The organism is Nioella sp. MMSF_3534, assembly GCF_030732985.1.
GTDB lineage: Bacteria > Pseudomonadota > Alphaproteobacteria > Rhodobacterales > Rhodobacteraceae > Nioella.
In genome coordinates this window covers 1-21,187 of the sequence record NZ_JASHJX010000038.1, presented here as the reverse complement: position 1 = coordinate 21,187, position 21,187 = coordinate 1, and the positions used below count along the sequence as shown (strand labels likewise).

Annotated in this window: 20 protein-coding genes; 9 read left to right on the top strand and 11 right to left on the bottom strand. The window is 64.0% G+C overall.

The genetic code is table 11. The annotated features are described in order from the left end of the window. Window positions 1–74 precede the first annotated feature (74 nt). The 6 genes from RBB16_RS15300 to RBB16_RS15275 all read left to right on the top strand — a co-directional run bounded on the left by RBB16_RS15300 (window position 75) and on the right by RBB16_RS15275 (window position 6,166). Window positions 75–1,451 carry a bifunctional enoyl-CoA hydratase/phosphate acetyltransferase gene (locus RBB16_RS15300; protein WP_306046985.1) on the top strand — a complete coding sequence of 459 codons (1,377 nt, stop codon included), beginning with the start codon at window positions 75–77 and terminating at the stop codon, window positions 1,449–1,451. Then, complete coding sequence (locus RBB16_RS15295) at window positions 1,448–2,608, top strand: acetate/propionate family kinase (RefSeq protein ID WP_306046984.1); 1,161 nt, start codon at window positions 1,448–1,450, stop codon at window positions 2,606–2,608. Before RBB16_RS15300 ends, RBB16_RS15295 begins: the two co-directional genes overlap by 4 nt. 303 nt (window positions 2,609–2,911) lie before the next feature. Further along, window positions 2,912–3,367 carry a DUF1499 domain-containing protein gene (locus RBB16_RS15290; RefSeq protein WP_306046983.1) on the top strand — a complete coding sequence of 152 codons (456 nt, stop codon included), beginning with the start codon at window positions 2,912–2,914 and terminating at the stop codon, window positions 3,365–3,367. A gap of 32 nt (window positions 3,368–3,399) precedes the next feature. Continuing rightward, a complete protein-coding gene (prfA, locus tag RBB16_RS15285) occupies window positions 3,400–4,455 on the top strand; it encodes a peptide chain release factor 1 (RefSeq protein WP_306047008.1) in 1,056 nt (351 codons plus the stop codon). Beyond that, a complete protein-coding gene (gene prmC, locus RBB16_RS15280; RefSeq protein WP_371931255.1) occupies window positions 4,452–5,297 on the top strand; it encodes a peptide chain release factor N(5)-glutamine methyltransferase in 846 nt (281 codons plus the stop codon). The genes prfA and prmC overlap by 4 nt, the downstream gene beginning before the upstream one ends. 296 nt (window positions 5,298–5,593) lie before the next feature. After that, window positions 5,594–6,166 (top strand): DUF4167 domain-containing protein, encoded by a 573-nt coding sequence (locus RBB16_RS15275; RefSeq protein ID WP_306046982.1) that lies wholly within the window; start codon window positions 5,594–5,596, stop codon window positions 6,164–6,166. Window positions 6,167–6,169: 3 nt separating this feature from the next. On the opposite strand, the gene rsmA is transcribed toward RBB16_RS15275, so the two are convergent. The 6 genes from rsmA to lptF all read right to left on the bottom strand — a co-directional run bounded on the left by rsmA (window position 6,170) and on the right by lptF (window position 13,725). Then, on the bottom strand, window positions 6,170–7,012 hold the full coding sequence (gene rsmA / locus RBB16_RS15270) for a 16S rRNA (adenine(1518)-N(6)/adenine(1519)-N(6))-dimethyltransferase RsmA (RefSeq protein WP_306046981.1): 843 nt from the start codon (window positions 7,010–7,012) through the stop codon (window positions 6,170–6,172). 102 nt (window positions 7,013–7,114) lie between these two features. Beyond that, window positions 7,115–8,107: a 4-hydroxythreonine-4-phosphate dehydrogenase PdxA gene (gene pdxA, locus RBB16_RS15265; protein WP_306046980.1), complete on the bottom strand. Its 993-nt coding sequence runs from the start codon at window positions 8,105–8,107 to the stop codon at window positions 7,115–7,117. Further along, complete coding sequence (locus RBB16_RS15260; protein WP_306046979.1) at window positions 8,104–9,342, bottom strand: peptidylprolyl isomerase; 1,239 nt, start codon at window positions 9,340–9,342, stop codon at window positions 8,104–8,106. The genes pdxA and RBB16_RS15260 overlap by 4 nt, the downstream gene beginning before the upstream one ends. 35 nt (window positions 9,343–9,377) lie before the next feature. Beyond that, window positions 9,378–11,507, bottom strand: coding sequence for an LPS-assembly protein LptD (locus tag RBB16_RS15255; RefSeq protein ID WP_306046978.1), 2,130 nt, complete (start codon window positions 11,505–11,507; stop codon window positions 9,378–9,380). Next, a complete protein-coding gene (gene lptG, locus RBB16_RS15250; RefSeq protein WP_071689671.1) occupies window positions 11,504–12,598 on the bottom strand; it encodes an LPS export ABC transporter permease LptG in 1,095 nt (364 codons plus the stop codon). Before lptG ends, RBB16_RS15255 begins: the two co-directional genes overlap by 4 nt. Continuing rightward, window positions 12,595–13,725: an LPS export ABC transporter permease LptF gene (gene lptF, locus RBB16_RS15245; RefSeq protein WP_245764434.1), complete on the bottom strand. Its 1,131-nt coding sequence runs from the start codon at window positions 13,723–13,725 to the stop codon at window positions 12,595–12,597. The genes lptG and lptF overlap by 4 nt, the downstream gene beginning before the upstream one ends. A 138-nt stretch (window positions 13,726–13,863) precedes the next feature. Between lptF and RBB16_RS15240 the strand changes: the two genes are divergently transcribed. Both RBB16_RS15240 and RBB16_RS15235 read left to right on the top strand, forming a co-directional pair. After that, complete coding sequence (locus tag RBB16_RS15240) at window positions 13,864–15,333, top strand: leucyl aminopeptidase (RefSeq protein ID WP_306046977.1); 1,470 nt, start codon at window positions 13,864–13,866, stop codon at window positions 15,331–15,333. A 6-nt stretch (window positions 15,334–15,339) separates the two neighbouring features. Beyond that, on the top strand, window positions 15,340–15,801 hold the full coding sequence (locus tag RBB16_RS15235; RefSeq protein WP_306046976.1) for a DNA polymerase III subunit chi: 462 nt from the start codon (window positions 15,340–15,342) through the stop codon (window positions 15,799–15,801). Window positions 15,802–15,838: 37 nt separating this feature from the next. On the opposite strand, the gene RBB16_RS15230 is transcribed toward RBB16_RS15235, so the two are convergent. From RBB16_RS15230 to RBB16_RS15215, 4 genes are all read right to left on the bottom strand, one after another. Next, window positions 15,839–16,720 carry a Hint domain-containing protein gene (locus tag RBB16_RS15230; protein ID WP_306046975.1) on the bottom strand — a complete coding sequence of 294 codons (882 nt, stop codon included), beginning with the start codon at window positions 16,718–16,720 and terminating at the stop codon, window positions 15,839–15,841. Between the two features lie 239 nt (window positions 16,721–16,959). Then, on the bottom strand, window positions 16,960–17,541 hold the full coding sequence (locus RBB16_RS15225; protein WP_306046974.1) for a TIGR02281 family clan AA aspartic protease: 582 nt from the start codon (window positions 17,539–17,541) through the stop codon (window positions 16,960–16,962). A 50-nt stretch (window positions 17,542–17,591) separates the two neighbouring features. Continuing rightward, window positions 17,592–18,206: a MarC family protein gene (locus RBB16_RS15220; protein WP_131541796.1), complete on the bottom strand. Its 615-nt coding sequence runs from the start codon at window positions 18,204–18,206 to the stop codon at window positions 17,592–17,594. Further along, window positions 18,203–20,050, bottom strand: coding sequence for an ABC-F family ATP-binding cassette domain-containing protein (locus tag RBB16_RS15215; protein ID WP_306046973.1), 1,848 nt, complete (start codon window positions 20,048–20,050; stop codon window positions 18,203–18,205). Before RBB16_RS15215 ends, RBB16_RS15220 begins: the two co-directional genes overlap by 4 nt. A 108-nt stretch (window positions 20,051–20,158) precedes the next feature. Here RBB16_RS15215 and ndk point away from each other — a divergent pair, with 108 nt between their 5' ends. After that, complete coding sequence (gene ndk, locus RBB16_RS15210; protein ID WP_071689676.1) at window positions 20,159–20,581, top strand: nucleoside-diphosphate kinase; 423 nt, start codon at window positions 20,159–20,161, stop codon at window positions 20,579–20,581. Between the two features lie 160 nt (window positions 20,582–20,741). Here the strand turns inward: ndk and RBB16_RS15205 are convergent, their stop codons facing one another. Next, window positions 20,742–21,071, bottom strand: coding sequence for a TfoX/Sxy family protein (locus RBB16_RS15205; RefSeq protein ID WP_306046972.1), 330 nt, complete (start codon window positions 21,069–21,071; stop codon window positions 20,742–20,744). Window positions 21,072–21,187: the final 116 nt, after the last annotated feature.

Sequence of the window (21,187 nt, the reverse complement as noted above, 5' to 3'; positions counted from 1 at the left end):
CGCCATACCGTTAACCCGCGCCTGAGTCGCGAGGCTCCCCTCCTCGTGCGCGCATCTGCCCGGAGGTCAGCCCCATGACCACGCTCTCCAACACCCCTTACGAGTCGCTCAAGGTGGGAATGGAGGCTGCCTCCCCCCGGCTGGTCACGGCGGATGATCTCTATGTCTTCGCCAATTCCAGCGGCAATCATAATCCGATGCATCTGCCGCGAGAGGATGGTGACGGCGATGGACGGCCCGAGGCGATTGCGCCGGGCATGTGGGTGGGGGCGCTGATCTCGTCCGTTCTGGGCAACCAGCTGCCGGGACCGGGGGCGCTGTACAAACGCCAGACGCTAACCTTCCTCGACCGCGCCCATGCGGGCGAAACGCTGGTGGCCAAGGTGCGGGTGGCGGAAAAGCTGCCGGGCAATGTCGTGTGTTTCGACACCTGGGTGGAACGCGATGACGGGCTTCGCATCTGCGAGGGGCGGGCCGAGGTGATCGCCCCGGACCGCCCGATGAGCTTCGATGACATGGACGTGCCCGCGCTGACGGTGCAGCGTCATGTTCATTTCGACCGCCTGCTGGAACTGGCCGCCCCGTTGCCCGCGCTGGCCACCGCGGTTGTGGCCCCGGAAAAGCCCGATGCGCTGAACGGGGCGCTTCTGGCGCGCGATCATACGCTGATTGATCCCGTCTTTGTCGGATGCGCGAAGAAGATCGCCGCAGCCGCGGAGGAGCTTGGCGCGGATCTGACCGGCATCGAGATCATCGACATCCCCGACAACCGCGCCGCCGCTTTGCGCGCTGTGGCGCTGATCCATGAGGGCCGGGCCAAGGCGCTGATGAAGGGGCATCTGCACACTGACCAACTGCTGCACGCGATCCTGAAAAAAGAGGGCGGGCTGCGCACCAACCGCCGCCTCAGCCATGTGTTCGTGATGGATGTGCCGGGGCTCGATCATCTTCTGTTCGTGACCGACGCGGCGATCAACATCGCGCCCGATCTCGATTGCAAGGTCTCGATCTGCCAGAACGCGATTGATCTTGCCCTGTCGCTCGGCATTACGCAGCCCAAAGTGGGGGTGTTGTCGGCGGTGGAAACGGTGACGCCCTCCATCCCCTCGACGCTGGATGCGGCAGTGCTGTCCAAGATGGCCGACCGGGGCCAGATCACCGGCGGGCTGGTCGATGGGCCCCTGGCCATGGACAACGCGATTGATCTGGAGGCGGCACGCACCAAGGGGATCACCGGGCTGGTGGCGGGACATGCCGATATCCTGCTGGCCCCCAATCTCGAAGCGGGGAACATGATCGCCAAGGAGCTGAGCTTCCTCGCCCATGCAGAGGCTGCGGGCGTGGTCATGGGCGCGCAGGTGCCGGTGATCCTCAACTCCCGCGCCGATGACGACAAGGCGCGGCTGGCCTCCTGCGCCGTGGCCGCGCTCTACGCAGAAAGCCTGACATGACCGGCGTGATCCTGACCCTCAATGCCGGGTCCAGCTCGATCAAATTCGCGCTTTACGGGGCGGTGGCGGCACCAGCTCTGGAAGCCTCCGGCATGGTCGACGCCATCGGCCCGGATGCCCGGCTGGTGCTGAAACCGGAAGGCGGCGAGAAAATCAGCACCGCGCTCGGCAAGACCGACCATGTCGCGGGGGTCTCTGCCATCCTGACCGCGTTGGAGCCGTTGCTGGCCAGCCGGCCTGTCCTCGGGGTCGGTCATCGTATTGTCCATGGGGGACCCGAGATCGACGGCCCTCGCGTGCTGGATGCCGCCCTGCTGGACCATCTGGAAACGCTGAAACCGCTCGCCCCGCTGCATCAACCCCATAACCTCGCGGCCGTCCGCGCGGCCCGCGCGGCCTTCCCGGATGCGGTGCAGGTGGGGGCCTTCGACACTGCCTTCCATCGGGGGCATCCGCGGGTGCATGACCTCTTTGCCCTTCCGCGCCGCTACTACGATCAGGGCGTGCGCCGCTATGGGTTCCACGGGCTGAGTTACGATTTCATCGCGGGCAAGATGGCACGTGATTACCCGGATCTGGCCAGAGGCAAGGTGATCGTTGCCCATCTGGGAAATGGCGCTTCGCTGTGCGGCATCGAAAACGGGCGCTCGATCTCGTCCACCATGGGGTTTTCAGCGCTGGAGGGGCTGTGCATGGGAACGCGGCCCGGGCAGGTCGATCCGGGCGTTCTGCTCTACCTGATGAAGGAAGAGGGGATGGGCTATGACGACCTGACCCGGCTTCTTTACAAGGAAAGCGGGATGCTGGGTCTGTCCGGGATCAGCCATGACATGCGGGAACTCTTGGCCTCGGATGTGCCGGAGGCGGAGGAGGCGATTGCCTATTACTGTGCCCGGCTGGCGCGGGAAATCGGGGCAATGGCGGCTGTACTTGGCGGGGTGGATGCGTTGGTGTTCACGGGGGGCGTGGGTGAAAACGCGGCCCCGATCCGGGCGCGTGCGCTGGAGGGGCTCGGGTTTCTGGGGCTGGAGCTCGACCCCGACGCCAATGCGGCCAATGCGACCGTGATTGATGCCGGTCGGGTGCCGGTCCTGGTCCTGCCGACCGATGAAGAAAGCGTAATCGCCCGGTCAACCAAGGCGTTGATTGCTGAGTGACCAGAGACCGGTCCGCTGTTTCGGCCTGCAGCGGGGGTTGCTTTCCCGAAGCTGGCCCGTTTGACACCGCCCGCTGCCAACCCTCGTTTTTGACGCGCAGTCTGACCCATCTTGGGACCGCGCTTCAAAAAGCGTTAATCCTAACCGGCATTAACCCTAACCGGCGTTAACCTTAACCGGTGTAAACCTTAATGCGTTGGTCTTCGAGGGTCGTCAGCACCGCGCGGGAAGAGCCCTGAAATCAGGGCGCAGCTTGTGCCGCGTCACCTTTGCAAATTCGGCGTGCCGCCCCATCTATGGCAGATGCGTTACCTTCTATTGCTCCTGCTGCCCGTTGCCTTGCTGCTCTATATCCGGCTCTCCCCCATGTCGGTCGAGCGGTGGCATGTGGACCCGTCAACGGCGGAACGGCCCCGCACCCCCAATGCCTATCTTCTGAGGGGCAGCGACGGGGACGCCCCGGCGTTGATGCTGCAAGCATCCCCCGAAGCCGTCGCAGATGCCCTGGACCGCGTCCTGGCCATGGCCCCGCGCGTGTCGCGCCTTGCGGGCAGGGCAGAGGAGGGGCTGGTAACCTATGTGCAGCGCAGCCGGATCATGGGCTATCCCGATGCCATTTCCATCCGGCTGAGCCCGGAAGGGGATGGAACGCGGGTCGAGGTGTTTTCCCGGTCCCGCTTCGGCTATGGCGATGCCGGGGTGAATGCGGCCCGTGTCAGCCGCTGGATGGAGCGGCTGGAGGCAGCGCTAGCCCCTTGACGGCGCGCGCGCCCCGCGCCACACCGCCTGTCATGTTGCCCGCAGATCGCCTGACCCAGATCACCGAACGGTTCGAGTTTCTCGAAGCCCGGCTGAATGCCGGTCCCGCCGCCGATGAAATCGCGGCGATCAGCCGGGAGTATTCGGACCTCAAACCGGTCGTGGACCAGATCGCCGCCTATCGCCGGATCCTCAGCGACATTGCCGAGGCCGAAGCGATGCTGGACGATCCCGACATGGCGGAACTGGCGGAGGAGGAGTTGCCGCAGCTGCGCGACGCGCTGCCCGAGGCCGAAAAAGCCCTGCAACTGGCACTCTTGCCCAAGGACGCCGCCGATGCCCGCCCGGCGATGGTGGAAATCCGCCCCGGCACCGGCGGCGACGAGGCCGCGCTGTTCGCCGGTGACCTGCTGCGCATGTATGAGCGTTATGCCGATCAGCGCGGCTGGAAGCTGGAGATCATCGAACAGCAACTGACCGAGCTTGGCGGCATCAAGGAGGTCGTGGCCCATGTGACGGGCGAGGGCGTCTTTGCCCGGCTGAAATACGAATCCGGCGTCCACCGGGTACAACGGGTGCCTGCCACGGAATCGGGCGGGCGCATCCACACCTCTGCGGCCACCGTCGCTGTTCTGCCCGAGGCCGAAGAGGTCGATATCGACATTCCCGCGCAGGACATCCGCATCGACACGATGCGCGCCAGCGGGGCAGGGGGGCAGCACGTCAACACCACCGATTCCGCCGTGCGGATCACCCATATTCCGTCGGGCATCGTGGTGACGAGCTCGGAAAAATCGCAGCACCGAAACCGAGAGATTGCCATGTCGGTCCTGCGCGCCCGGCTTTTCGATCTCGAACGTCAGAAGGCCGCCGATGAACGCGCCGCCGACCGCAAGGCGCAGGTGGGCAGCGGCGACCGCTCCGAACGCATCCGCACTTACAATTTCCCGCAAGGGCGCATCACCGATCACCGCATCAACCTGACGCTCTACAAGCTCGACCAGGTCATGCAGGGCGATCTGGATGAACTGATCGACGCCCTGATCTCGGATGATCAGGCCCGCATGCTGGCGGAGATGGAGGGGTGAGCGACGCCCCTCTGACCGTGACCACCGCCCTTCGCGCGCTGAAATCCGAGATGGAGTATGATGGCGCCGACCTGCCCATGTCCGAACTGCGGATGCTGCTGGCCCATGCCATGGGGGCAGATCCTGCGCGCCTGACCCTGATGGCGCAGGACGAGGTGGCGCAAGAGGTCTTCGAAGAGGCGCGGCGCCTCTACTTCCGTCGCTCCTTCGGTGTGCCCATGTCCCATATCCGCGGCTACCGCGATTTCTATGGCCGGCGCTTTACCGTGACCGACAAGGTTCTGGACCCGCGCCCGGACACGGAGGCCCTGATCGAACTTGCCCTGAGCGAGCCCTTTTCAGAGGTGTTGGACCTCGGCACCGGATCGGGCTGTATCCTGATCACGCTTCTGGCGGAACGGCCTCAGGCGACGGGGATCGCAACAGATCTCTCTACCGACGCGCTGGAAGTGGCCGAGGCCAATGCCGAGAAACACGGTGTCCTGCCGCGCGTTGCCTTTCTGTGCAGCAACTGGCTGGAAATCGTGGGGGGGCAGTTCGATCTGATCGTCTCCAACCCGCCCTATATCGCGCTTGACGAGATGCCGGGCCTCTCCGCCGAGGTGCATCACGAACCAAGGATGGCGCTGACCGATGAAGGGGACGGGCTGTCCGCCTACCGCATCATCACCCGCGACGCGCCTGCGCATCTCAGACCCGGCGGTCGGCTGATGGTCGAGATCGGCCCCACCCAAGGGCATGCCGTGGCCGCCATGTTCCGCAAGGCAGGGCTTGAAGAGGTGCAGGTCCGACCCGATCTTGATGGCAGGGATCGCGTGGTTCTGGGCAGAAAACCTGCCTGATCGGGCACGCATGGCGTCAATTTGCGCGATATTTCCGCCAACCCCGGCGGAAAACGCCGCATAAGGGCCAGTTTGCCCTTGTTTTGCCGGGAAACCCGTGGTTACACAGGGGCAGCGGATGCGGAATGGACATCAGGCCATGCCCCCGCGGTTCACCCTCAGACGAGACGAAAACAGCAGGGATAACCGCAACAGCAGGGGCAAGCTGCAACGTCCAGCCGGACAGGCCCGATTGCCTGACCATCGCATGTCCCGCATCCCAATGACACCAGGACAACTGGAACAGATACAGACACATGAGATCATCTAAAAACCGTTCGCGGTCCAAGGGCAATCGCAACAACAACCGCTCCATGGGCAACATCGTCAACCGCGTGTTCGACAGTTCCGGCCCCGAGGGCAAGGTCCGTGGAACGCCGCAGCAGATTATTGACAAATACAATCAGCTGACCCGCGATGCGCAGCTTGCCAATGACAGGGTGGCCGCTGAGAACTTCCAGCAGCATGCGGAGCATTACGCGCGGATGCTGGGGGAAGCGCAGCGCGAACAGGACGCCCGCCGCGCCGAGCAGGAAGCGCAGCAGCAGCAACAGCAGCAGGCCCGAGAAGCGCGTCAGGCGCGCGAAGATGAGGCCGCGCAGGACCAGCCCGCAGACATGCCCGACAGCAAGCCGGAACAGAAGTCCTTCGGCGAGGTAATCGACGTGCCCGCATCGGGCGACAGCGGCCTGGTCAGCACGCCCGAAAGCGCGCCCAAGCCCAAGCGCCCCCGCACCCGCCGTGCGCCGAAGAAAACGGCAGAAGCCCCGTCAGAGGGGCAGGGTGACGCGCCGAACTCTCCGGAAGAAGGCCCGCAGGCCGCCGAATAAGCCTCAGCCCGCCGCCACCTGGCGGGCGAGCGCACAGAACCCCTCGATCGGGACCTGCTCGGCCCGGTCGGTGGGTTTCAGCCCCGCCGCGAGGATGCGATCCTCGATATCCGGAGCAACCCCCTTCAGGGCCGCCCGCAACATCTTGCGCCGCTGGTTGAACCCGGCGGCGACGACGCGTTCCAGAACCTTGGGATCAGCGGCAAAGCGCGGCTCCGGCAATGCCTCCAGATGCACAACGGCGGAGCGCACCTTGGGCGGCGGGGTGAACGCTTCGGGCGGTAATGTCAGGGCGATCTTCGCGCTGCAACGCCATTGCGCCAGAACCGCCAGACGCCCATAGGCCTTGCCGCCGGGCTGCGCCACGATCCGCTCCGCTACTTCGCGCTGAAACATAAGGGTCAGGCTTTGCCACTCAGGCGGCCAGAGCTTCGGGGTCAGCCAGCGCACCAGCAATTCCGTGCCCACATTATAGGGCAGGTTGGCGACAACCTTGATCGGCGGGGTCAGATGGGCGGCCCAATCGACCTGCAACGCGTCTTCGTTCAAAACCTCCAGCTGACCGGGATAGGCCGCGGAAATCTCGGCCAGCGCCGGCAAACACCGCGCATCCTTCTCGATGGCCACAACCCGCCGCGCGCCTTCGGCCAGCAAGCCGCGTGTCAGGCCGCCGGGGCCGGGCCCCACCTCCAGCACATCGCAGCCGCTCAGATCCCCGGCAGCCCGCGCAATCTTCGCGGTCAGGTTCAGATCCAGCAGGAAGTTCTGCCCAAGCGCCTTGCGGGCACTCAACCCATGGGTCGCAATGACCTCGCGCAGCGGCGGCAGCCCGTCAATCGTGGCCATGCAACACTCCATTAAGGTTAACGCGCGCGCCCCCTTTCAGCTTGGCAAAAATACCTCGGGGGAGTCGCGTAGCGACGGGGGCAGCGCCCCCTCCGACCTCTGTCATCCTGCGCCTCCGGTCCTGGCAAGCGCCATATCCTGCGCCATACGCAGCGCCGCGATCATGCTGCTCGGATCGGCTATACCGCGCCCGGCAATGTCAAAGGCGGTCCCGTGATCGGGTGAGGTGCGGATGAAAGGCAGGCCGAGCGTCACATTCACGCCGCCCGCGAAATCCAGCGTCTTGATCGGAATCAGCGCCTGATCGTGATACATGGCAATCGCCGCATCATAGCCCGCCCGCGCGCCCGCGTGGAACATGGTGTCGGCAGAGGCAGGCCCCGCAATCCGCATCCCTTCGGCGCGCAGCATATCCAGAACAGGGGTGATGACCGCCATCTCCTCGACCCCCATGGTGCCGCCTTCGCCCGCATGGGGATTGAGACCCGCTACCGACAATCGCGGGGCCTCCAGCCCGAAATCGCGGATCAGCGCCGCATGTGTGATGCGGATTGTCTCGGCCAGCAGCTCTGGTGTCAGAGCGGCAGGCACCTCCGTCAGTGGAATGTGGATCGTCACCGGCACCACCCGCAGCACGTCACAGGCCAGCATCATGACCACACGCTCGACCCCCGCAAGATGGGCCAGGAACTCCGTATGTCCGGGAAAGGCGAAGCCTGCCCCGTCCTTCAGCGCCTTCTTGTGGATGGGTGCGGTACAGATCGCCGAAGCCTGGCCCGATCGAACCAGATCGACACCTTTCCCGATCACGTCGATCACGCCTTGCGCGTTTCGCGGGTCGGGCTGGCCGGGTGCGGCATCTGCGGCAAAATCATGGGCCAGGAGCGGCAGGCGTCCGGGTGGCACATCCAATGCGTCCGCGGGGGCCGAGATCAGGTCAACGGCCCCATAGGCTTCGAAATGACGCCGATCCCCAATCGCGAAGAAGGGCAGATCCACCCCAAGCGCGGCACGTGCCTTGACGATGATTTCCGGGCCGATCCCGGACGGCTCCCCGCAGCTGACGGCCACGGGGGGCAGTGTCTGCGCGGTCATGGGTTTTCGTCGATGATCGCATCGGCGCGCAGTTCGGCCAGATAGCCCTGCGCATAGCTTTCCAGCCGCTGCTGGAACAGGGCCTGCCGGACTTCGTCGCGTCCACCTTCGGGCAGTTCCGTGGACCGGCCGCAGAGCATCAGGAACAGAAGCTGCGTCCCGTTCGCGCGGGTCAGCCCGGTCGAGACCTCGTTGGCATCCAGACGGGTCAGCTCGAGCGAGATATCACCAGGCACATCCGCGATCGGCAGGGAAACGAGTTCAAAGCCGCCCGGACGCACACCGTTCAGATCGTCACAGGTGTCGATGCTGTCGCGCAGATCCTGCGCCTCGGCCAATGCCTCGGCGCTGTGGCCGCCGGGGATCAGCACCTCGGCATATTCGACCGCCATCACCTCTGGCGATACGAACCCGGTCTCGTCCAGCCCGCGCAGCTGGAAAATCGCGATGGCAGGTCCAAGCGGCACCGGGTCGGTCACGTCGCCCACATTCATCGGCAGCAGGATCGCGCGCAGTTGCGGCGGGATCGCGGACAGGGGGCGCCAGCCAAGCCCGCCGCCCTGACGGCCTGTCGCCGCAGCGGAATAGGCGCGGGCGGCTTCCGAAAAGGCCCCGATCGAGCCGTCGAGTTCCCGCGCAAGGCGGGCAATGTCGGCACGGATCTGATCGGCGTTTTCCGGGGTGACCGGCACCACGAGCTCGGCGACATTGATCTGTGCGCCGCCATCGGATGCGGACAGGGTCAGCGCCCGGTCGATCTCTTCCTCGGTGACCTGCGCGCGGGGCCCAAAACGGGCGCGCACGATATTGCGCCAGGTGATCCCGGCCGCCACGAAATCGCGGAAGGTTTCCGGCGAAATTCCTTCGTTCTGCAAGGCCCCGAGAAACGCCTCGGTGTTCATGTTGGCACGGCCCGCGAACTCGGCCATGCCCTCTTCGATATCGTCAATGCTGGCGAGCATGCCGAACCGCTCGCCGACTTCGCGTTGCAGGCGTTCGTTGATCAGGGCTTCGCGCGCCTCTTCCTGCAAGTCACCCGGAGCGTTCAGAACTTCGAGAAACAACACCCGCTGCGTGATTTCGTAATGCGTGACGATCTGGTCATTCACGGTCACAGCGGCCGAAAACGGGCTTTGCGCCGTGGCCGGTGTCAACGGGACAAGGGACAGGGCAAGCGCTGCGGTCAGGGTTTTCAGGGGGCCTGCGATGCGGGGTCTGTCTGCTTGGGTCGTCATGGTCATATGCGTCATTCTTTCGTCCGGCGTTCCGGTCACCTGTGGCAGCTTCGGTCATAGCTGCGCCCGTCGCGGGACGCGCCGAAACCGTTCAATGCCACAGTCAATCCGATATCGGTGGCTGAGGGCAACGTAGCCGAGGTCGTGAACCGACGCGAGAGAGAAAACTCCACGTCCACGCACTCGGTTGCGTAGATCAGGCTCAATCCCGCCCTCGTGGGCTCGTTGGCCTCGAAATCATAGCGCCAGTCCACTGTTGCGGCCCAGGCATTGTCGAAATCATAGCTGGCATCAAAGGCCCATTCCGCCATGTCCTGAGGACGGCCCTCGGCGGGATCTGCTTCCAGCCAGGTGATGGACGAGGCAAGATCGAACTGATCCTCCTCCCACATCAGGGCGAATTCATTCGAGCTTATGTTGAAGGACTCGCTGAAAAGGGCGCGGTTCATCAGGGTCAGCGAATTGCCGATCCCGAGGCTGGTGGACAGCATGAAATCGGATTGCGTCCCGTCCAGCCCCGATCCTTGGGTAAATTGTGCATGATCGCGTTCGCGCAAGACCTGCCCGATTGTCACCCCAAGCGACCAGCCAAGCGGATCGTTGCGGGTATAGGACAGCCCATAGGCAAGGCGCGGCCCCAGTTCCTGACCGTCGGCGCCGGGAAAGCGGTTGAGCGAGAACAGGTTGCCCTCGTCGAATTCCACCACGCGCCCGTCTTCATTGGGCAGGGCAGGCTGCGTGTCAGGGGCCCAAACATATTGCAGCACCGGTTCCAGCAGATGCGTCACCCCCGCCGAATTCGCCCGCGCCAGGGGCCAGCGCAGCTCGGCCGCAAGATAGGGCGTCGAGCGTGTGATGGTGTCGTCATAGGTGGAGTCCTGGCTGATATTGTAGACATCCCCCTGCCATTGCGCTTCGACCGCCGCCAGGATGCCGGCGGGCAAGATCCAGTCGCGCCGCCAATTGGCATCGAAGCTGAGCCGCGCCACATCGCGCCCGTCGATATCGGCATCCGACCGGCGGGCATGGCTGTGCGTGGACATGCCGACCGTGGCAATGCCCCCAAGCCCGGCGGGGCTGAAGCGTTCCGTCACCTCCGCATCAAGGGTCAGGGTCGGCAGGGTGAAATTGTTGTCGCCTTCCCGCAGGGACCGGAACCGGTTGGCGGAAATGCCGATATATTCGTTGCGATCGGCCCGGCTGAGGGTCACGCCCGTGTTCAGGCTGTCTTCCTCGCCATAGCCGTAGGTTAGCAGGTAATCCGGGTCCGAGACGGTTTCGTAGGTGAACTCCAGCCGGAAATCGCGCGGCAGGTCGAACCACCCCTCGGCAAAGACGTAGGATCGGGAGGAGTCTACCGACAGGTCATCCCAGCTGACAGCCCCGTTCAGTTCGACAAATCCGTTCTCGAACGCGCGGCGAAAGCGGGCCTCGAGCGTCTGGCTGTCGCCTGCGGTGATATAGGGCGTGACGGTCAGGTCCGCATGGTCGCCCAACTCGATGAAATAGGGCAGGCGAATGCCGGTGCCCAACTGGTTCGACGCGCGAATGGTCGGGGTCAGAAAGCCGGTGGCGCGTTCCAGCGTCGGATCGGGCAGACGCAGACGCGGGAACCATGCAATCGGCACACCGAGCGCGCGGAACTGGGCATCTTCGAAATAGAGCTGTTGTTCCTGCTGATCATGAATGATCCGACGCGCCCGGATCTGCCACAGCGGCACCGGGTTGGCGGCGCAGACCTCGCAGGACGACGCAACGGTCTGGTACATCTGCGTATAGCGCCCGTCGACCCGGTTGATCTGGGTCGCGGCAATCTGCAACTGCCGGTCCAGAACCAGCCGGGCGGATTGCAGCACACCGTTTTGCAGATCGGCCGAAAGCTCGGCGAAATCGGCGAAGAGGATGCTGCTTCCGTTGTCTTCGGTCAGGGTGATCGGGCCTTCGACGGTCACGCGATCAGCGGTGCCATCATAGACGATCCGGCCCGCGCGCAGCCTGACCCCGTTGTAGAAGATCTCGACATTGCCGCTGGCGGTGACCGACGTGGTTGCGCGGGAAAAGCGGATGTCGTCGGCGATCAGCGTCGCGGGAATGGCGCGCGTTTGCGCGGCCAGCGGGCCAGCCAGCAGGATCACGGACAGAAGAAACGCGCCGATCCGCATCATCCGTCCTCCGTATGCAAGAGAATGCCAAGCGACAGCAGAATCGCCGCGATCGGTGGAGTCCATGCCGCGACGGCCACCGGCAACTGGCCGGTTTCCCCCAGAACCTGCGCGAAATTGCGCAGGAAGAACAGCCCGAATCCCACCAGCAATGCGAATAGCACCATCATCCCCGTTTTCCCAAAACGTGTATGCCTCATCGTGAAGCTCGCGCCAATCAGAACCATCGCGGCAAGAAGCAGGGGATTGGCCAGTTCGCTCATGAACCACATGCGATGTTGCAGGGCGGCAAAGCCCGCCGTGCGCAGTTGCGAGATGAACCGGGGCAGTTCGTAGATCGGAATCGTCGTGGGGCGGCCGAAACTGTCGCGGATCTGATCGCGGGTCAGGGTGGATGGCAGGGTGAAGGTTTCGTGGCTGGTGGCCTCCGCTTCGGGGTTTGCCTGTCCTAGCGGCCAGAGCTTGGCATCGGTCAGCGTCCAGGCCCCATCCGTCAGAATAGCGGAGTCCGCGTCAATGCGACTTTGCGCCAATCCGTCGGGGTCGAAGACGAAGAAACTGGTTTCGAAAAGCGACGTGCCATCGGAATTGGCACGCGCCGCGCGGATCACGGTCTGGCCGAACTGGCTGCCCTGGCGCAGCCACAGCCCTTCACCAGACACGGACAGGGTCCGGTTTTCGCCGCTCTGGTAGCGCGACATGGAGATCTCGTATTGCCGCTCGGTTGCGGCGACGAGCGGATTGATGACCAGCAGTCCGAGGATGCCGATCACAAGCGACATCATCACCGGCGACAGGGCCGAATGCAGGGCAGACCGGCCCGAGGCCCTTATGACCACAAGCTCGGAGGTGCGCGCCAGGGACAGGAACAGAACGAGCGTTGCCAGAATGATGAACAGCGGCAACATCCGGTAAAGCGTTCCGGGCAGGTTCAGCAGCGCCAGATTGAACGCCGCGCCGAGCCCTGCATTGCTTTCCCCGATGGCACGCAGCTGTTCGGCAAGGTCGATCGGCAGCAGAATGGCGACAAAGACCGCCAGCACGATCAGGAAAGAGCGCAGGAACCTGCGGGCGATATACAGATGCAGGATCACGCCGCGGCCTCCTGTCGGCGCGGGCGCCGGTGGCCTCGCAGGGCCAGCGCGATCATCAGCGCGGCAATGGCTCCGGCCGCTGCCGGTTGCAGATAGGCCAGCCAAGCCATGCCGTCCTGCCGCATCCCGACGCTTTCAGCCACGTTCCAGATCATCTGCAGGGGAATGATCAACGCGATGGCCAAAAGAATCTGCGGCCAGATGCCAAAGCGCGAGAACGCGCCGAGCATCAGGGTCGCAGCTGCGATCACCGGCACGAACAGCGCGAAGATGGGGCGGGCAAGCCGGTCGTGACCCGAAAAGCGGAACTCGGCAAGCGTCGAGCCCTGCGCCTCTGCAAAGGCACGCGGCGCAAACAGCAGCACCGGGGTGGACAGTTCCCGGATATGCAGCGTGCGTGTCTCCGGCGTTTCGATCAGCCCGGCAATATCATAGGTGAAATCGTCGAATTCGACGATGGACAGGCGCTGCCCCTCGGCCTGCACGGTCTGCGCCACCCCCTCGAACATCACCAGTCGGGGGCCGGCCTCTGACGAGACCAGCAGCGCGCGCCGGGCGGTATAGGTCGTTTCCACGTCGGGCGTGGACCTGTCTTGCAGGAACACGTCGCGAAACTCGCCCAGTTCGGTGATTTCGCGGATATAGACGGTCAGCCCGTCCGTGGGGTGGATGAACTCGCCTTCCCGCAGAAGCCTGCCGGTCATGTCCTGAGACACCTCCACCGACCGGTTCATGAGCTGGCCACGGGCGGCGGGCACAAGGTAATGCGCCAGAATCGCCAGAAGCAGCGCGGCCACGACACCGAACACCCAGACCGGACGCAGAAGCCGCAGGGCCGAGCAACCCGCGGTCTGCATCACCACAAGCTCACTTTCCGAGATCATCCGGTTGGTGACATAGATCGCCGCCACAAAGGCCGAAACCGGCAGCACGAGAAAGATGATCTGTGGCAGGGAAAGGGCGGAAAACTCTAGGAAAACCCGCAAGGACTGCCCGTCGCCGATCAGCCTGTCGAACAGGCCCACGGCCCGGTTGACCCAGTAGACCGAGACCAGCACAAGGCTGAAGAAGCTGAACAGCGCCAGAAGCTGTGACAGGATATACCGGTCATAGCGTCCCACGTTCATCGCCCCCCGAAATCAAGCTCTTAACAACCCCAGTAACCAAGGTCTTAATCCAATCGCAGCCACAAGGACAGGCATATCTGGTCAAGCCTGCCCACTAGTTCTAGTGTTGCAACAACATCCAATTCCAGAGGTTCCCACATGACCACGCCGATTGCCATTTCCTTCTCTGAAACCGACCTCGATGCGCTGGCAGGCGCCGAAGGCAAGCTGGCGGTGATCGTCACCCCCGATGGCAAGCTCGACCAGTCTGCGCGCCGGGTGAACCGGCTGACCAAGGGGGCTTTGGTGCGTCTGGCCGAGTCGGACGCCTGGGACAAGGCCAAGACGGGCGATTGCGTTTCTCTGGGCTTCCCGACAGGCCTCGCCGCCGAGGCGTTGCTGGTCGTCAAGCTTCCCCGCCGGGTCAGTGTCGAAGAGGCACGTCGCGCCGGGGCCGAACTGGCCAAGGCCAAGGGCAAGGCGGCGCTGACCGTGGCCGCCGGGGCGTTCCACCGGGCGGCGGATCTGTCCTTCGGGCTGGCGATGCGGGCCTATGAATTCACCGATCACATGACCGGTGACCCTTCCATCGGCGAAGGGGCCGTGTTCCTTGTCAGCAAGCCCGAGGAGGTGTCTGCCGAAGCCGCGCCCATGACCGCCGTGGCCGAGGGCGTCTTTTTCACTCGCGATCTGGTGAGCGAGCCGTCCAACGTGCTGACCACCGAAGAGTTCGCCGCGCGTCTCGCCGCAATGGCGGATCTGGGGCTGGAGGTGGAGATCCTCGACGAAGCGGAGCTGGAAACACTCGGCATGCGGGCGCTGCTGGCCGTGGGGCAGGGGTCCGAAAGCCCATCGAAGGTCGTGGTCATGCACTGGAAGGGCGGCGGGGACGAGCCCCCGCTGGCTTTGATCGGTAAGGGCGTTGTCTTCGACACCGGCGGCATCAGCCTGAAACCGGCGGGCGGCATGGAAGACATGACCATGGATATGGGCGGCGCGGGCGTTGTGTCCGGTGTCATGCGGGCACTGGCGCTGCGCAAGGCCAGGGCCAATGTCGTCGGTATTGTCGGGCTGGTCGAAAACATGCCCGACGGGCGGGCGCAACGGCCCGGTGACGTGGTTCGCTCGATGAAGGGCGACACGATCGAGGTGATCAATACGGACGCCGAAGGCCGGCTCGTCCTGTGCGATATCATGTGGTACGCGCAGGACCGCTTCCAGCCTGCCGGCATGGTGGATCTCGCCACGCTCACCGGCGCGATCATCATCGGGTTGGGGCATGAAAACGCGGGCGTGTTTTCCAATGATGACGGGTTCTGCAACAGCTTCCTCAAGGCTGCCGGCGCGGAAGGAGAGGGCGCTTGGCGCATGCCTCTCGGCGACGCCTATGACAAGATGCTGAAATCCCATGTGGCGGATATGAAGAATGTGGGCGGCCGTCCTGCGGGCTCGATCACCGCGGCGCAGTTCCTGAAACGCTTCGTCAAGGACGGGACACCGTGGATTCATCTCGACATCGCGGGGGTGGCCAGCGTCAAGGCGGATACCGCACTGGCCCCGAAGGGCGCGACCGGTTGGGGCGTGATGGCGCTCGACCGGATGATCCGCGATGGCTACGAGGCGGAGTAACCCCTTATGGGCGCAGCCTTTTTCTACCATCTGACCCGGTCCAGCGCCGAAGCGACCTTACAATCCTTGATTGGCAAGTCGCTTCAGGCGGGCTGGCGGGTGGTGGTCCGGGGCCGAACGGACGGGTTTCTGGACCGTCTGGATGAGCTTCTATGGCTGCGCCCCGAGGATGGCTTCCTGCCCCATGGCCGCGCGGGCGGGCCGCATGATGCCGATCAGCCGGTATTGCTGTGCAGCGGGGCAGATATCCCCAACGGGGCGGCCTGCCTGATGAGTGTGGAGGGCGCCGAGGTCAGCCCCGAAGAGGTGCAGAGCCTCGACCGGGTCTGCATCCTCTTCGATGGCGCCAATGGCGATGCCGTGGCCCATGCCCGCACCCAATGGAAAGCGCTGACAGGCGCGGGCTGTGCCGCGCAATACTGGTCGGAAGAGGGTGGCAAGTGGGAGAAGAAGGCGGAAACAGGCTGACGCAGAGGGGCGCGTCTTTGATCCTTCAGGCTCCGTGTCAGGCCACGGCCTTTCCAGCCAGCTTTGCCCTGAGCCTTTCCGGCACCTGCCGCGCGCTCATCGCTCGAGGGTAAGGCAGTTCTTCCATCTCCGGCACGTCTCCGTAGAGCGCTTCGAACTCGGCATAATTGTCAAAGACCCGGCGCGAGACATTGTCGATGAAGGTCTCGGCAGGCGTGCCATTGGCCAGGATGATCTCATGCGCTTCGGTTTCGATGTGATAGACGGTATACGTCTCTCCCATCTCGGCAAGCGGCACCCGCGTGATGCTCTCGCCATTCACCAAAGCGCCCGCGTGGCAGATCACACCATCCACCAGCATCCCGTGGTCGGCGGTCACCGTCAGGTCGGTATGCGGCAGGCCATCGCCCAAGGAACCCGCCGCAAAGCGCACCGGTGTCAACCGCTCTGCAGGGCCGAAGCGGGTTGAGATCGTCTGCCGCCCGATCCACTTGATCGGAACAACGCCGCCATCCGTTACGACCGGATCGCCGACCTGCAATGCCTCGACCGCGACCTCACCCTTTGGTGTGGCTATCAGCGTGCCTTTGGCGAAACACATGATGTAAGTGGATTGGGTGAATCCCATCGGGCTGAAGCTGGGGAATGCGGAGTTGCTCAGCACATAGTAGGAATTTGGCCCGACGACCCAGACGACCGGATCGCCGGTCCCGGTCGTTCCGACCAGCTGGACGGTGCCGCCCGCTGCGCTCCAGGCAATTTGTTGTCCCGGTCCAATTGAGCCGTTGTCATTGCCATCCAGTGTATCCGATAATGTGGTGGAAGTGACGGTTGGTGCAACGTTGGGATAGGTCGTTCCGGCGTTCGGAAGCGAGGCACCGATATAGAGATACTGGGAATAGGTTGCTGTGAAAGGCACGGTATTTTCCTTACAATATTCTGTTGCTGTTGCTGTTGCTGTTGCTGTTGCTGTTGCTGTTGCGCCATTGGGGGAAAAGCGTCCAGGTCACCCCCCCCATTTCAAAGGTTCGCCCGGCGCATCTTGGTAACTTGATTGTTGTATGTGACAGAGTCCTTCGCGGCCCGTCAACCGTTCCTCCCGATAGATGCCTTTGTCACTGAAAAGACGTCAATGCGGCACCCAATGCAGCGAATGCCCTATCGCGTCAGCACCATCTGTCCGTCTTCAATGGCGATCCGGTCGAAGAGGTTGAGGTAGGACATACCAAGCAGGCTTTCCTGCATGGGCGAGCCATTGACCACGGCGGGCACGCGGCGGTCGGTGATCGGGCCAAGCTCCACCCGGTCGAGCCGCACGGGGGCGGTCTGGACCATGCCATTGGCGGTCATGGCGCGGCTTGTATAGCGCAGGGTGGCGGTGTCCAGACCGGCGCGGGCGGCGTCCTGCGGGGTCAGCACCATGTCGGTCGCGCCCGTATCCACGACAAAGCGGATGGGCGCGCCGTTGATCTCCAGTGTCAGGTAGTAATGACCGTCGAAACTGCGCGGCACCGTGACTTCGCCGGTTCCGGTCACGACCGATTGCTGGGGCAGCACACCGTTTCGCAGTTCCGGCCAGACGCCCACAGCGACGAAGCCGCCCAGGATCAGAGCCCCCCAGACCACCGCATAGCGCGCGACCTTGCCGATCTGATGCCGATTGGCCGAGATGATCGACCCCGTCAGCGCGATGGCAAGCAGGCTGAGATAGATGATCGAGGCGATGTCGGTGTCTTTCATCGGGCCGGTCTGAACGTTGATCCTGAGGCCAATATAGGGCAGGGGGCCGCCTAAAACACCTGCAGATCGCGAATGCCGTCGATCACGAACTGGACAGAGAGTGCCGCCAGCAGCATGCCAAGCAGCCGCGTGACCACGTTGATGCCCACGGGCCCCAGCATCTTTTCCATCGGCCCGGCCAGAAGAAACAGCAGGAACACGACGAGGATCACCGCCAGCATCACCCCATGCACCATGGCGATGCCCGAGGCAGACCCGGCAGAGCCGGTCAGCAGGATCATCGTGGCAATGGCGCCCGGACCGGCAATCAGCGGCATGGCCAGCGGAAAGACGGACGGATCATCCGCATGGGGTGCATCGGCCTGACCCTGACGGCGCTGCGTGCGCCGTTCAAACAGCATGTCGAGCGCGGTCAGGAACAGAAGGATGCCACCCGCGATGCGGAAGGCGGACAGCGATATGCCGAGAAAGCCCAGAACCGCCTCTCCGGCCAGGCCGAACACGGTCAGAAGCCCCACGGCAACGACACAGGACCGGATAGCGATGGCACGGCGCGCCCGGGTGCTCATGCCGCGGGTGATGGCGATGAACATCGGCGACAGGCCGATCGGGTCAATGACCACGAACAGCGCCACGAAGACGGTGATTGCCTCGGCCATGGTCATAGCGCTTCGGCCTCCTCCAGTTTTTCCAGTGCCTTGAGCCACATTGCCTCGGCCCGGTCGAGACCGTTCATGACTTCGGCGTATTTCTTCTGCCAGACCTCGATTTCGCCGGTGTTTCCCGATTCATACAACTCCGGGTCCGCCAGTTTCGCGGCTAGCTTGTCGCGCATGGCGTTCAGCTTCTCCACCCGTTCCTCGCATTTGCGCACCTCGCTGCGCAGTTCGAGGATCTGGTCGCGGCTGGCGCGTTTGGGCCTGGGCTTTTCGGGCTTCGGCTTCGACGTCGCCGCCTCGCCCGCCAACAGCATCTTGCGATAGGCCGCGAGGTCTTCGTCATAGGGTGTCACGGTGCCATCCTTGACCAGCCACAGCCGATCGGCGGTCATTTCCAGCAGATGCATGTCGTGGCTGACAAGAATGACCGCGCCGCTATAGGCGGTCAGCGCTTCGACCAGTGCCTCCCGGCTTTCGATATCGAGGTGGTTGGTGGGTTCGTCGAGGATCAGCATATGCGGCGCATCGAGCGTGGCCAGCAAGAGCGACAGCCGCGCCTTTTGTCCCCCGGACAGCTTGCCGACCACGGTTTCCGCCTGATCGGCCCCCAGGCCGAAGCCTGCCAGCCGGGCGCGCAGCTTCGCCGGGGCCTCTTCGGGCCGCATCCTGCGCAGATGTTGCAGGGGTGTTTCGTCGATATGCAGCTCATCCACCTGATGCTGCGCGAAATATCCCACCCGCAGTTTGGAGGATTTGGTGATCCTCCCCTCCAGCGTGAGGAGCTTGTCGGCCAGCAGCTTCGAGAGCGTCGATTTACCCTCGCCATTGCGGCCAAGCAGCGCGATGCGGTCATCCTGGTCGATGCGCAGGTTCAGCCGTTTGAGAACCGGCACACCGTCATAGCCCACGGCGGCCCCGTCCATCTGTACGATGGGCGGCGACAGCTGCTCGGGTTCGGGGAAGCTGAACTTGCGGAACGCACGTTCGGAGGGCGCGGTGATCGGCTGCATCTTTTCCAGCATCTTCAGCCGCGATTGCGCTTGCCGGGCCTTGGTGGCCTTGGCGCGGAACCGGTCGACGAAGCTTTGCAGATGGGCGCGGCGCGCCTCCTGCTTTTTCGATTCCGCCTGCGCCACGGCGATCCGGGCCGCGCGGGTCTGCGCGAAGGTGTCATAGCCACCCTGGTAAAGCGTCAGCTGCCGGTCCTCCAGATGGAGGATATGGCCCACGGCGCGGTTCAGAAGCCCCCGGTCGTGGCTGATCACCAGCACCGTATGCGGGTATTTCGCCAGGTAGCTTTCCAGCCAGAGCGCGCCTTCGAGGTCGAGATAGTTCGTCGGTTCGTCGAGCAGCAGGAGGTCCGGCGCCGAGAACAGCACCGCCGCCAGTGCCACACGCATCCGCCAGCCGCCCGAGAAGGCGGAACAGGGCATCAGCTGTTCCTCGGGCGTGAAGCCGAGCCCGCGCAGGATGGTCGCGGCGCGTGCCTCGGCGGACCAGGCGTCGATATCGGCAAGCCGGGTCTGGATATCGGCAATGCGGGTCGGGTCCTGCGTCTGTTCGGCCATCAGCGACGCGCGCTCGGTATCGGCGGCCAGAACGGTGTCGATCAGCGAGGTCTCGGAAGACGGCACTTCCTGCGCCACACCGCCGATGCGGGACCGGGGGGGCAGGGTGATTTCACCCGTATCGAGCGTCAGCTCGCCGCGGATCAGCCGGAACAGCGTGGTCTTGCCACTGCCATTGCGCCCCACGATTCCCACCTTGTGGCCCTCGGGGATGGTGGCGGTGGCGTGCTCCAGTAAGGGGCGGCCCGCGATGGAATAGGAGATGTCTGAAATCCGTAGCATGGGCGCGGGTGTGACCCGGTCGCGCGGCACTGTCAATTGGCGGGTTTTCTTTACAGGCGCTGCGTGCTAGCAGCCGCGCCAAACCAACCCCTTTTTCGGAGATCCCCCATGGCGGTTCAACGCACCTTCTCGATCATCAAACCCGATGCCACCAAGCGCAACCTGACTGGCGCGATCAATGCCAAGATCGAGGCCGCCGGCCTGCGCATCATCGCCCAGAAGCGCATTCACCTGACCCCCGCGCAGGCTGGCGTCTTCTATGCCGTGCACAAGGAACGTCCCTTCTACGGTGAACTGTGCGAATTCATGGCATCCGAGCCGGTCGTCGTGCAGGTTCTGGAAGGCGAGAACGCCATTGCCGCCTACCGCGAAGTGATGGGCGCCACCGATCCGGCCGAAGCCGCCGACGGCACCATCCGCAAGGACTTCGCCCTGTCCAAAGGCGAAAACTCGGTCCATGGCTCCGACGCGCCGGAAACCGCGGCTGAAGAGATCGCCTATTTCTTCGCTGGACTCGAGCTGGTCGGCTGAGGTCAAACCTGACCTAACATGATTTGCGGGCCGCTCTGAACTGGGCGGCCCGTTTTCTGTTCAGGCCCTGAAAAATCTTCGGGAAGATTTTTCCGCGTTACAAATTTCTTCCAGAAGAAATTTCTGGCCTGAAGAATTTTGATCCAAAATTCTTCTTCGCTCAGCGGCGCGCCCCCACACCAAGCTCATTCATCATCGCTTCGAAGGCGGAGCGGTCCGCGTCGACGCACTCGGCCTTGATCTGATCGAAGCGCCTGCGCAGCGCTGCTTTCTCATCTCCCTGGCAATCGTTCCAGGGGCGCCCCTGCAGCCCCATATGCAGCACGTAATAGGCGATGAAATGCGGGCGGCTGCCGGCACGCAGCATCGCCGCATAGGCCGCATCGGGACCTGCCCTGCGCAGGCTCTCGGCATCCGGGATACCGGCGCGTTTCAGGTCTTCGGCCATGGCGGGGCCGATGTTTCTGATTTCGGTCAGAGGGGTGGGCATGGGCGCGGCTCCGGTCAGGGGTCGGCCCGGATCCTATCAGATGCTGGCCCAGTCCCGGAAGGTGGCGGGCGTCTCATCCTCGCTGCTGCCCTTGCGCGGGACCGGTTGGGGGGTGG

What these genes read in the sequence shown, in the direction of transcription:
- RBB16_RS15205 (WP_306046972.1), bottom strand. Translation starts at nt 21,071, where the DNA reads ATGCCCACCCCTCTGACCGAAATCAGAAACATCGGCCCCGCCATGGCC.
- RBB16_RS15235 (WP_306046976.1), top strand. Translation starts at nt 15,340, where the DNA reads ATGGGCGCAGCCTTTTTCTACCATCTGACCCGGTCCAGCGCCGAAGCG.
- RBB16_RS15240 (WP_306046977.1), top strand. Translation starts at nt 13,864, where the DNA reads ATGACCACGCCGATTGCCATTTCCTTCTCTGAAACCGACCTCGATGCG.
- RBB16_RS15290 (WP_306046983.1), top strand. Translation starts at nt 2,912, where the DNA reads ATGCGTTACCTTCTATTGCTCCTGCTGCCCGTTGCCTTGCTGCTCTAT.
- rsmA (WP_306046981.1), bottom strand. Translation starts at nt 7,012, where the DNA reads ATGGCCACGATTGACGGGCTGCCGCCGCTGCGCGAGGTCATTGCGACC.
- RBB16_RS15275 (WP_306046982.1), top strand. Translation starts at nt 5,594, where the DNA reads ATGAGATCATCTAAAAACCGTTCGCGGTCCAAGGGCAATCGCAACAAC.
- RBB16_RS15255 (WP_306046978.1), bottom strand. Translation starts at nt 11,507, where the DNA reads ATGATGCGGATCGGCGCGTTTCTTCTGTCCGTGATCCTGCTGGCTGGC.
- prfA (WP_306047008.1), top strand. Translation starts at nt 3,400, where the DNA reads ATGTTGCCCGCAGATCGCCTGACCCAGATCACCGAACGGTTCGAGTTT.
- RBB16_RS15220 (WP_131541796.1), bottom strand. Translation starts at nt 18,206, where the DNA reads ATGACCATGGCCGAGGCAATCACCGTCTTCGTGGCGCTGTTCGTGGTC.
- ndk (WP_071689676.1), top strand. Translation starts at nt 20,159, where the DNA reads ATGGCGGTTCAACGCACCTTCTCGATCATCAAACCCGATGCCACCAAG.
- RBB16_RS15300 (WP_306046985.1), top strand. Translation starts at nt 75, where the DNA reads ATGACCACGCTCTCCAACACCCCTTACGAGTCGCTCAAGGTGGGAATG.
- RBB16_RS15260 (WP_306046979.1), bottom strand. Translation starts at nt 9,342, where the DNA reads ATGACGACCCAAGCAGACAGACCCCGCATCGCAGGCCCCCTGAAAACC.
- RBB16_RS15215 (WP_306046973.1), bottom strand. Translation starts at nt 20,050, where the DNA reads ATGCTACGGATTTCAGACATCTCCTATTCCATCGCGGGCCGCCCCTTA.
- RBB16_RS15295 (WP_306046984.1), top strand. Translation starts at nt 1,448, where the DNA reads ATGACCGGCGTGATCCTGACCCTCAATGCCGGGTCCAGCTCGATCAAA.
- RBB16_RS15225 (WP_306046974.1), bottom strand. Translation starts at nt 17,541, where the DNA reads ATGAAAGACACCGACATCGCCTCGATCATCTATCTCAGCCTGCTTGCC.
- lptF (WP_245764434.1), bottom strand. Translation starts at nt 13,725, where the DNA reads ATGAACGTGGGACGCTATGACCGGTATATCCTGTCACAGCTTCTGGCG.
- pdxA (WP_306046980.1), bottom strand. Translation starts at nt 8,107, where the DNA reads ATGACCGCGCAGACACTGCCCCCCGTGGCCGTCAGCTGCGGGGAGCCG.